The following is a 10844-nucleotide window of genomic DNA, read 5'->3' as shown; positions in this document are numbered from 1 at the left end:
CTATTTTTGCGCTTTTTATTTTATCTAAAGGAGGTATGGCACAAAACTTGCGATAAATAACATATATGACACTATAAGATTAATTAATGTTAAAAATTATTTTATATAAAGAGGGGTAAAAAATGATAAATAGATTTAGAGAACTTGGTGTAGTTGCAGTTATTAGAGGGAAAGACCATAAGCAGGCGAGAGATTATGTTAAAGCTACGATTGATGGGGGAATTAAGGCGATTGAACTTACTTATTCTATTCCGAATATGCCAGAGCTTTTAAAAGAGCTTAAAGAAGAGTATAAAGATGGATTCTTTGGCGCCGGTAGTGTTTTAAATGGAAGGATGGCTGTTGATGCTATTGAAGCGGGCGCAGAGTATATTGTAAGTCCAGGGTATAGTGAAGAAGTTAATGAAGCTTGTAGAAGAAGAAAAATAGCATACTGTCCAGGTTGTCTTAGTATTACGGAAATGATGCATGCTATGGATAAAGGAAATGAGCTTGTTAAGTTATTCCCAGGAAATCTTTTTGGACCATCATATATAAAAGCTGTTAAAGCTCCAATTCCACATATAAATATTATGCCAACAGGTGGAGTTGATGTTGATAATGTTCAGGAGTGGTTTGAAAATGGAGTAACTTGTGTGGGGGTTGGAAGTTCACTTCTAGCGTCAGGTGATTATGACACAATAAAAAATCTAGCTAGTAAGTTTGTGGAGAGAATAGATGAATATAAAAAATCTTGTAAGTAAAAAAGGTTCAATACTAGGTGTTGGTGAAATAATGATGAGACTTAGTCCAAAAGAAAATGAGATTTTAAAGACAAGTAACTCACTACATGAAACTTATGGTGGTGGTGAGGGAAATGTAATATGCTCTCTAGCTAGTTTTGGGCATGACACTAAATTTTTCACAAAACTTCCTGATAATGATTTAGGAAAAAAAGCACTTAGAACTTTTAAAGAAAGAGATGTTGATACTAAAGAAGTAATTTTTGGTGAGGGTAGACTTGGGATATACTTCTTAGAAGAAGGACATGGAGTTCGTAATTCGAAGGTTATATATGATAGAGCTTATTCAGCTTTTTCTATGATAAAAGAAGAAGAAATAAATTATGATAAAGTTTTTGAGGGTGTTAAAATTCTTCATATAAGTGGTATTACACCAGCGCTTAGTAAAGATTTAAGGAGTGCTACAATTAATTTATTAAAAGAAGGTAAAAGAAGAGAGATAGTAGTAAGTTATGATTCTAATTTTAGAGCAAAACTTTGGACACCAAGTGAGTGTGGAGAGTTTTTAGCAGAAGTTTTAAATTATGTAGATATAGCACTTCTTGGACATTTAGATATAACAAAGCTTTTAAACTTTAAACATGAATTTGTAGGAAGTCATAGAGAAGATTTAAGGATTTTATATACAAAGCTTAATGAAAAGTATCCAAATATAAAGTATATGGCTTCAACAAAAAGAGGTATTGAATCAGCAAGTAGGAATTCACTTGTTGCATACTTATTTGAAAATGGAGAAGTTACAAGGTCTAAAAGATATATATTTGATATTTTAGATAGAGTTGGAGGTGGAGATGCTTTTACTGCTGGAGTTCTTCATGGACTAATAGAAGGTAAATCAAATAAAGAAATTATTAATTTTGCCGTTGCAGCTAGTGTTTTAAAGCATAGCTATAAAGGTGATGTAAATCAATGTGATAAAGAAGAAGTTGAAATATTTATAAAAAATGGTGTAGGTGCTATCAGTAGATAGTCTATGTTTAAATATCATTATATAAAACAAAGGAGTGAAATGATTAAAATTTAATCATTTCACTCTTTTTACTTATACTTTATAAACACTCACAATCAATCATCTGATTGAAAATATATGTAATAAATATATAGGAGCAATTTATATATAAATTTTACTTTATTAAAGGCAAGTGTTTATTAAAAGTATCTTTTAATAAGTTTATCTTGGATAATAGCAGCTGCAGTAGCTCCAAATCCTACAGATAAAAGTATAGCAGCAGCACCAGATGCAACGCTCATAATTAAATTAGAAAGTGGCAAAGTTGCTACAGTTAAGGCAACTCCAGTTGCAATTGAAATAACTTTTATTAGTTTGGCTCTTTTTTCATCAGTCATATTGGCATTAAGTAATTTTTTCATTTTAAATCCTCCCAAAAGTTTTTATTATAAGTATATGAAAATGCTATGCAAAGTGTGATAGGAATTTGATTTTCACTATTTATATATATAGATTTCTATATATATAAAGATATATAAGTATATATATTAAAATATATAGATGAAAATGGGAATATTGGAACAATGTTATTAAACTGATTATTTTATTAAATATCAATGTAGTAAATAAGGCTTAAAATATATGTGTGATAACAAATAAGAAAGGTTATTGATAGTATGGATATTATAAACTTTGATGTTAGAGCGTATAAGGAATAAAATAGTAATGCTAAATAAAAAGCATGGAGGTGATATTTTGAAAAATGCTTTTAAGATATTTAAGCGTGATTTACAGGGAATGATTAAAAATCCAATGGCAATTATAATTATTTCAGGACTTTGTATACTTCCATCTTTATATTCATTTTTAAATGTTATAGGATGTTGGGATGCATATTCGAATACTTCAACACTTCCTATTGCAATAGTTAATGAAGATACAGGAGCAAGTATTGCAGGAAGTAAAATAAATATAGGAGATAGTGTAATAGCTAATTTAAAGACGAATAATAGTATTGATTGGAACTTTGTAAATGCAAGTGAGGGGAAAATAGGTCTTGCTAGTGGAAAATATTTTTCAGAACTTATAATTCCAGCAGATTTTTCAAAATCATTAGCAACAATAACAACTGATAAGCCAGTTAAACCAGAACTTACATATAGAGTTAATACAAAGATGGGTCCTGTTGCAAATAAAATAACAGAAGTTGCACAGCAAACATTATTAGCTCAAATAAAATCTAGTATTATGACATCACTTTCACAGCAGGTATTTGATAAACTTAATACATACGGAAAGAAAGTACATGAGAATAAAACAGAAATTTTAAACTTAAAAAGTGCAATTATAAATCTAAATTTAAATATAGATAATATAATTAAGGCGCTTGGAAATGTAGGTACAAATTCAAATGATTTAACTAATTATTTAAATACACTTAAAACAACATTACCAGCTATTAATACTGGGCTTGGAGAAATTCAAACAAATACTCAAAATATTAGTGGCATAATGAGTAATACGAAAAATGTGCTATCAACTTCTTTAAATAATATTCAGTTGAATTTAGAGGCTGCTAAAAATATGATGAATGATATTAGAAGTGCATCAAGTAATTTAACATCAAGTAGTAACCCAAATGGAACACTTAATCAAATTACAGGGCAAATTAATACTGTTCAAGATATTTTAAATAGCAATGTTAAATTTTTAAAAGGTGTATATAAAACGTATAATTCACCACAAATTTTAAGTTTAATAAACAATATAAATAATACAAATAATTTAGTTACAGCTCAAAAGGGAAATGTAACAAATTCAATTAATAGTGGGAATAAAGTTTCAAGTAGTTATAACTCTTTAATTCAGAGTTCAACTGGAAATGTTATAAACTCTATAAATACTACTTTAAATAATTATAATAATGGAGGAAGAGCAGCACTTGATAATATTAGTAATGGACTTGTTTCATCAACAAACAGTGCAAGTTCACTTATTGGTAATAGTATGAATTTAAACACTAAAATACAAAATGTTTTAAATTCGGCAAGTAGTGGGTCACTTTCAGCAAAAGAAGCAAGTAGTAGTCTTATTAATTATTTAAAACAATATAAAGGGGTTATAGGAACTCTTAGTAATAGTCTTTCAAAGATTAGTGATAATAATCTTGATCAGATTATTAGTTTACTTAAGGGGAATCCTGTTGTTATGGGAAGTTATGCAGCTAAGCCATTTACATTTAAGCAGGAAGTTATATATCCTGTCGCAAATTATGGTTCTGGTATGACACCAGTTTATAGTGTACTAGCATTCTGGGTTGGAATGCTTATAGCAGGAGCACTTTTAAAAACAGAGGTTCCAAAACATAAAAAATTTGAAAATATGACTGTTAGAGAAAAACATTTTGGTAAGATGCTAACATTTATATTTATAGCAATAGTTCAATCTCTAATTATAACAATTGGAGCAAAATTCCTTGTAGGAGTTCAAGTTGCTAATTTACCGTTATTTATAATAGGTTCACTTGTAACATCTATAACATTTGCAATTATTATCTTCACAATATTATCAATGTTTGGTCATATTGGAGATGGAATAGCTATTGTATTAATGGTTGTTCAATTATCAGGAACAGGAGGAACTTATCCAGTACAGGCAATGCCATTGTTCTTTAGAAGTATAGAGCCATTTGTACCATTCCCATATGGAGTTGACCTTATGAGAGAAGCTATAGGGGGGGCATACTGGCCAAATACATTTAAATATATTGCAGCACTTATAGTGTTTAGTATAATATTTGTGCTGATTGGATACTTCCTTAAAAAAGATAATGGAAGATTTGAAAAATTTGAAGAACATTTTAAAAAGTCTGGAATAGCAGAGTAATTACAATTTAAAAAAGCGTAGAAGGAGCAGAATATGAAAATATTTGAGATATTTAAAAAAGATTTGAAAAATATCGTTAGAAATAAAGCTGCTATTGCTATCATTTGTGGACTTTGTATAATTCCATCTTTTTATACATGGATAACACTTAAGGCAAACTGGAATCCCTATGTAGATACAGGGAATGTTCCAGTTGCTGTAGTAAACAATGATAGTGGAGCAATAATTAATAATAAGATTGTTAATTTTGGGAGTAGAACAGTAGATGAACTTAAACATAATAATACTATAAAATGGACCTTTGTTGGACAACAAGTTGCTGATAAGGGGTTAAAAGATGGTACTTATTACGCAGTAGTAGAAATACCAAGTAATTTTTCTAATGATTTAAAAACTATATATTCAGGGAATCCAGTTAAACCTGATTTGATATATAAGGTTAATGAAAAAACAAATGCGATAGCTACAAAAATTACAGACCTTGCAACTAATCAGTTACAAGGACAGATAAAGCAAACATTTTTTGATGATGTTAACAAAACAGTTTTAACAGAGGGAAATAGTCTTGGTAAAAAAATTGAAACTAATAAACCAATGATTTTAGAAGTTAAAAATGTTATATCAAATACAAATAAAAATATAGGAAATATACTTGATAGTGTAAATAGTTCAACTACAAGTGTAGGGGAGCTTAGTAATTATCTTTCAACACTTAAAAATAATCTTCCAAAGGTAGAAGCACAGATAAATAAATTACAGGGCGTTGTAAAATCAAGTAAATATTTAATTCAGTCTACAAAGGATAATATGTCTGGGATTGAAAGTAATTTAAATCAAACTAATAGTAATATGCAGACAGCTAATAATAATTTGCAGAATTTTATTAGTGATTTAAGAAATACTATACAAACACAGCAAACACTTAATATAAATACTCTTAATAGTAGTAATTCTACTATAGCACAGGCGAATGCTAATGCTAACAATAGTATAAATAGTGCTACAAATGGATTAAATACAGTTAAAATCGTTACAGATAAAGCAAAGCAAAATATAAATGCAGGTGCTACATCAGTAAATGATAATGCTAAAGCTTTAGCACAAAGTAATGGAAAGATTTTATCAAGTGCAAAAGATGTTGTAGATAAAAATAGTAAAGCGGTTAATGGAGATATAGGAAAAACTAAAGGTGAAAATATAGCTACAGTTAATAATGCAAAAGATACTGCAAAGAATGATGAAAAAACTTTAGCAAATTCAGCAGTAGTACCTAAAAAAGTAAGTAGTAATATAGCGAAAACTAATACACAGATTGCTACTGAGAATAAGAAAGTACCAGTATTAACTAAGGAGCAGATTGAAAGAGACAAGAAAACTTTAGATAGTGCAATTAGCACAAATCAAAATGTTTTAAATCTTATTTCATCAGCACAAACACTTCTGCAAACTTTAAATAATATAGATCCTAATAGTTACTTTAATACTTTGATAAGTGATTTAAACTCTCTTAAAACATCACTTAATAACCAAAATGCTAGTTTACAAGAGATGAATGTTTATCTAGGAAATCAAAGTACTATGACAACACAGGGATTAAATAATAAACTTAATGCACTAACAAGTGCTAGTACAACTGTTACAAATGGCTTAAATGATTTTACAACTAGTTATTCAAATACTGCAAGTAGTGGGATTTCATCACTTAATAATAATCTTACAGAGAGTTTAAATGATGTTAGTTCAATACTACAAGCTAGTAATCAAATGATTCCACAAATGGATTCAATAGCTAAGATAGGAATTTCATCTAGTGCTATGACTGCAAGTCAGACTAAAGAGCTAAGTGGAAAACTTGATTCATTAAAAAATAATCTAACTACGCTACAAAAGAAGACAAGTAATTTAAATAATAAAACTATAGATAATTTAGTAACGTTACTAAATAAAAATCCAGAACAGTTATCTTCACTTTTATCATCACCAGTTGGTGTAAAGGTTCAGGAACTTTATGGAATGTCTATCTTTGGAATAGGTCTTGCACCATTTTATACAGTTTTATCAATTTGGGTTGGTGCACTTTTATGTACAACTATAATAAGTGTTAATGATAAGAGTGAAGAGAATGGAACTAAAAAACGATTAATAGAAATTCATTTTGGGAAAATGTTATTATTTTTAGCTATAAACTTTATACAAGCTACAATAGTAACGGTTGGAGATGTTGTGTTACTTGGAGTTGACCCAGCTAATTTCTGGATGCTCATGGGGTTTGCTTGGTTCTCAGGAGTAGTATTTACCGTAATAATATTTACTATGGTATCTCTTATGGGGAACTTTGGAAAAGCTGGAGCACTTGTAGTAATGGTAGTACAAGTTGCAGGTTCAGGAGCAATTTATCCAATAGAAGTTAATCCGATATTTTTCCAAAAGCTTGAGTTCCTATGGCCATTCACATATTCAGTTGATGGTTTTAGACAAGCTATTGGAGGTGCATATATGCCAAATGTTTATCATGATATAATAGCACTTTTAATTTTCCTTGCAATATTTATTGCAATGGCAGGTTCAAAAATATTTATGCATGGTCAAACAGAATTCCTTCAAGAGATGTTTGAAAAGTCAGAACTTTAAAAAATAGTATTAATTAGTCCTATAAACTTGAAATAATAGTTTATAGGGCTTTTTTATTTGAAAATAAAAATATTTAATAGAATGTTAAGACAAATGGTTATAGAATTGTAAGATTTGATTATTATAATAATATTAGAGAAAAAAGAACATTACATAATCTGGGGGGATTTTTTAATGAGTAAAAAAGTTAAGATTATAATTATTTCTGCTGTTGCAGTAATTGGAATTGGTGGATTTGTAGGGGTTAAAATATTTAATAATAGAAATAATAATAAAATGATGGAACAAAATATGGTTGAGCTATATACAATTCCAGGGAAAGAGAAGATATTTTTAACTGGTAAGATACTTCCGAAGCAGTCAGAAGCATTTAATATAGATGGCGAGTTTGGAGAGTTAGATAAGATAAATGTTAAAGATGGACAAGCTGTTAAAAAGGGGGATTTATTATATAGTATGAAAAATACAGAAAATATAAATCAAATTTCAGACCTTAAAACACAGGTTGCAAATAAACAAAATCAGTTAAAGAATGTAGCTGATGAAGAGAGTAAAGGGATGTTAAATTCTGAAATTACAGATTTAAATTCGCAAATAACAAGTCTTAATAAAAAAACATATAAAAGTGTTTATGCTCCTTTCGCAGGAAAAGTATACTTACCAGAGAGTAAAGTAGGGACAGAAGGAGAAATAGGAGCATTAATGGTTCTAGAAACAACAGATTTTTATGTTAAAACTGAAACAACAGAAATGGAAATTGTAAAACTTAAAAAAGGTCAGGAGATTGATATAGTTGTAAATGCTACAAAGGGAAAAGCCAAGGGGAAGATTGAATCAATAGGTGAAAGACCGATTGATGGTGGTGATATAAGTTCAAGTTATGATGGGGGAGGAGCTAGCTATGCTAATTTTCCAATTAAGATATCTGTTGAAGAGCAAAAAAATCTAAAGAATGGATTTGGAGTTCAAGCTATTGCACAGTTTGGAAGTAATGAGAATAAACTTCCATTAACTTCTGTTTTAGAGGAAAATGGAAAGCATTTTGTATTTAAAATAGTTAATGATGTGGCTAAAAAGTCAGAGATTAAAGTAAAAGAAAGAACCGATAAGCATTATGTAGTAATAGATGGGCTTTCAGAAAATGATATCATAGCTAGAGATGTAAGTATTCCAAGTATTGTAGATGGACAAAATATCTATGGAGAGGGTGAAGCTACTAAATAACTTTAGCTTTTTATTGGTGGATTTTATGAGTGAGAAAATAATAGAACTTAAAAATGTTGAGAAAGTTTTTAAACTTGGAAAAGGAAAATTAGTAGTTTTAAAAGATATAAATATTGAAATAAATAAAGGTGATTTTGTTATTATAATGGGAAAGTCAGGTAGTGGAAAAACTACACTTTTAAATATTTTAGGATTTTTAGATAAGTTTACATCAGGTAAATTCTACTTTCATGGTGAGGATGTTACCGAGATAAAAGAAAATAGAAGGTCAGAACTTAGAAATTTAAATATAGGTTTTGTTTTTCAACAGTTTAATCTTATAGAAAATTTAAATGTTTATAAAAATATAGAAATGCCTATGACTTATAATAAAAAGTATTCAAAGAAAGAAAAAGATAGAATAATTAAAGAAAATCTTGAAAAAGTTGGACTAAGTGAAAAAATATATCAAAGACCAACTGAACTTTCAGGAGGTCAGCAACAGAGAATAGCAATTGCAAGGTCGCTTGTAAATGACCCTGATATCATATTTGCAGATGAACCAACAGGAGCACTTGATACTGAAACAGGACTTGAAATAATGACACTACTTCAAACATTAAATAATGAGGGTAAAACTATTATAATGGTTACTCATGACACTGATTTTGCTAGATATGCAAGTAAGCTTATAAAACTTAAAGATGGTGTTATTATAGAGGAGGAATTATAATGGTACATTTAAAAAATGCTTTAGATAGTATGCGCTCACATAAGTTTAAAGTTTTTATATCAATGATATGGATTATTATAGGGATAACTTCTGTTGTAGTGGTTTCTAGTATAGGAAAAGGTCTTGAAAATCAAATGGATGCAATTATTGAGAAAGATGCTGATAAAAAATTTATAATAGATTTTTATCCAAATGACTATGGAATTATTGATGTTGGAATGTTTTATCAACCATTTAGTAGTAAAGAAATAGAAATAATTACTTCTACAAGTGGTGTTCAGGGTGTATCAACTGATATGGAGAGTGAAGGTGGCAGTTATGGAGGATATGGAACTAGCATAGAGAAGGATGGAGAATATTATAATGTTAGTTTTAGTCCTTATGATGAAGAAAAAAGACCCGATATATTATATGGAAGAGATTTTTCTTTAGATGAGCTTGATAGAGATGTAATTCTTTTATCAGAAGAAACAGCAATGATAGATTTTGAAGATGCAAGTGAGGCTATTGGAGAGAGTGTACTTTTAGAAGGTATAACATATGAAATTATAGGGATAGTACCAACAGTAATTCATCAGTCATTTATGGATAGTTATACAGAGGCAGTTTCATATGTTCCAAAGCATATTATGGAAGATTTATATTCAGTAGGTGGTTGGAATGATAGTAGTGCAAGTCTTAAAATAACTGTTTCAAAAGGCTTCAATAATGATGAAGTTGCAAATAGTATAACCGAGGCATTAAATAAAACAAGAACAGATGGAAGCTATAACACAGTATATAAAGAAGGGGCTATTAATCAGCTTGAGTATATTAAGTTTGCTATAAGTAGCTTTACAGGAGTTATAACTTTGGTTTCACTTATAATTGGTGGAATAGGAATAATGAATATAATGTATATGTCAGTTATAGAAAGAAAAAGAGAAATTGGAATAAGAAGAGCAATAGGTGCAAAACCTAGAACTATTATATTACAATTTGTAACTGAAGCAGCTGTTATAACTACGATGGGAGGAATATTTGGAATAATAATTGGGATGATAGTCTCAATTGCACTTGGAGGAAAACTTCCATTTGAAATTCAAATAGACCCATTAATGTGTATATTTGCAGCAGTTGTATCAAGTTTAACAGGAGTTGTTTTTGGAGTTATACCAGCAATGAAAGCAGCAAAAGTTGACCCTATCAAAGCAATACAAGGATAATTTAAAAACAAAATAAAAATTTTAACGATAAATGTTTAAGAAATAAAAAAATAGGCGATAATATAATTACACATTCTTTTAATTTAATTTTAGGGCTAAGCAATATATTTTGCTTAGCCCTGTTTTTTTAGTTAAATAAAGTTTTAAATAGAAAACAAAAAATAGACAGTTTGAAAATATTTTTAGATATAGTTATTAAAGGAATAAATTAAGGCTATAATATGGATAAAATATAGTTAAGTAGAGGTGTTGGGATGAATAGAAAATTAAAGATTTTAGTTACAACAGCATTAATAGGTAGTGCAATAAGCTTTGTAGGTTGTGGCAGTGGAGATAAAGAAGAAGTTAAGAATGTAGAAAAGCCAGAAATTGTACAAGATATAGATGAAAAGAAAGATATGGATGAAAAAGGTAGTAATGAGAATGCTGAGGATAAGTCAGAGCATAAAGATGAG

General features: G+C 29.2%; 9 protein-coding genes. 8 read left to right on the top strand and 1 reads right to left on the bottom strand.

Annotation, left to right across the window (positions count from 1 at the left end; genetic code table 11):
- The first annotated feature begins 122 nt into the window (after positions 1 to 122).
- Entirely contained in the window at positions 123 to 743 is a 621-nt protein-coding gene (locus tag Q0V15_RS09165) for a bifunctional 4-hydroxy-2-oxoglutarate aldolase/2-dehydro-3-deoxy-phosphogluconate aldolase (RefSeq protein ID WP_297438240.1), read from the top strand.
- Positions 718 to 1752: a sugar kinase gene (locus Q0V15_RS09160; protein WP_297438237.1), complete on the top strand. Its 1035-nt coding sequence runs from the start codon at positions 718 to 720 to the stop codon at positions 1750 to 1752. The genes Q0V15_RS09165 and Q0V15_RS09160 overlap by 26 nt, the downstream gene beginning before the upstream one ends.
- Before the next feature lie 179 nt (positions 1753 to 1931).
- Here the strand turns inward: Q0V15_RS09160 and Q0V15_RS09155 are convergent, their stop codons facing one another.
- Positions 1932 to 2153, bottom strand: coding sequence for a hypothetical protein (locus Q0V15_RS09155; RefSeq protein WP_297438235.1), 222 nt, complete (start codon positions 2151 to 2153; stop codon positions 1932 to 1934).
- Between the two features lie 334 nt (positions 2154 to 2487).
- On the opposite strand from Q0V15_RS09155, the gene Q0V15_RS09150 reads away from it, so the two are divergent.
- From Q0V15_RS09150 to Q0V15_RS09125, 6 genes are all read left to right on the top strand, one after another.
- A complete protein-coding gene (locus Q0V15_RS09150) occupies positions 2488 to 4617 on the top strand; it encodes a YhgE/Pip family protein (protein WP_297438233.1) in 2130 nt (709 codons plus the stop codon).
- A gap of 33 nt (positions 4618 to 4650) precedes the next feature.
- Positions 4651 to 7248 carry a YhgE/Pip domain-containing protein gene (locus Q0V15_RS09145; protein WP_297438231.1) on the top strand — a complete coding sequence of 866 codons (2598 nt, stop codon included), beginning with the start codon at positions 4651 to 4653 and terminating at the stop codon, positions 7246 to 7248.
- Between the two features lie 174 nt (positions 7249 to 7422).
- On the top strand, positions 7423 to 8472 hold the full coding sequence (locus Q0V15_RS09140) for an efflux RND transporter periplasmic adaptor subunit (RefSeq protein WP_297438229.1): 1050 nt from the start codon (positions 7423 to 7425) through the stop codon (positions 8470 to 8472).
- Between the two features lie 25 nt (positions 8473 to 8497).
- Positions 8498 to 9184, top strand: coding sequence for an ABC transporter ATP-binding protein (locus Q0V15_RS09135; protein ID WP_297438227.1), 687 nt, complete (start codon positions 8498 to 8500; stop codon positions 9182 to 9184).
- The gene (locus Q0V15_RS09130) at positions 9184 to 10389 is read left to right on the top strand and encodes an ABC transporter permease (protein ID WP_297438225.1); all 1206 of its coding nucleotides are present in this window, start codon (positions 9184 to 9186) and stop codon (positions 10387 to 10389) included. The genes Q0V15_RS09135 and Q0V15_RS09130 overlap by 1 nt, the downstream gene beginning before the upstream one ends.
- A gap of 254 nt (positions 10390 to 10643) precedes the next feature.
- Positions 10644 to 10844 (top strand): hypothetical protein (locus Q0V15_RS09125; protein WP_297438223.1); only part of this gene is annotated, 201 nt, incomplete at its 3' end.

It is taken from the genome of uncultured Clostridium sp., assembly GCF_947036855.1.
Lineage (GTDB): Bacteria > Bacillota > Clostridia > Clostridiales > Clostridiaceae > Sarcina.
This window is presented reverse-complemented; position numbering and strand designations above follow the sequence as displayed.

Bases quoted from the DNA above. Each gene is read 5' to 3' on its own strand.
- Q0V15_RS09165 (WP_297438240.1), top strand. From the start codon at position 123: ATGATAAATAGATTTAGAGAACTTGGTGTAGTTGCAGTTATTAGAGGG.
- Q0V15_RS09160 (WP_297438237.1), top strand. From the start codon at position 718: ATGAATATAAAAAATCTTGTAAGTAAAAAAGGTTCAATACTAGGTGTT.
- Q0V15_RS09155 (WP_297438235.1), bottom strand. From the start codon at position 2,153: ATGAAAAAATTACTTAATGCCAATATGACTGATGAAAAAAGAGCCAAA.
- Q0V15_RS09145 (WP_297438231.1), top strand. From the start codon at position 4,651: ATGAAAATATTTGAGATATTTAAAAAAGATTTGAAAAATATCGTTAGA.
- Q0V15_RS09140 (WP_297438229.1), top strand. From the start codon at position 7,423: ATGAGTAAAAAAGTTAAGATTATAATTATTTCTGCTGTTGCAGTAATT.
- Q0V15_RS09135 (WP_297438227.1), top strand. From the start codon at position 8,498: ATGAGTGAGAAAATAATAGAACTTAAAAATGTTGAGAAAGTTTTTAAA.
- Q0V15_RS09130 (WP_297438225.1), top strand. From the start codon at position 9,184: ATGGTACATTTAAAAAATGCTTTAGATAGTATGCGCTCACATAAGTTT.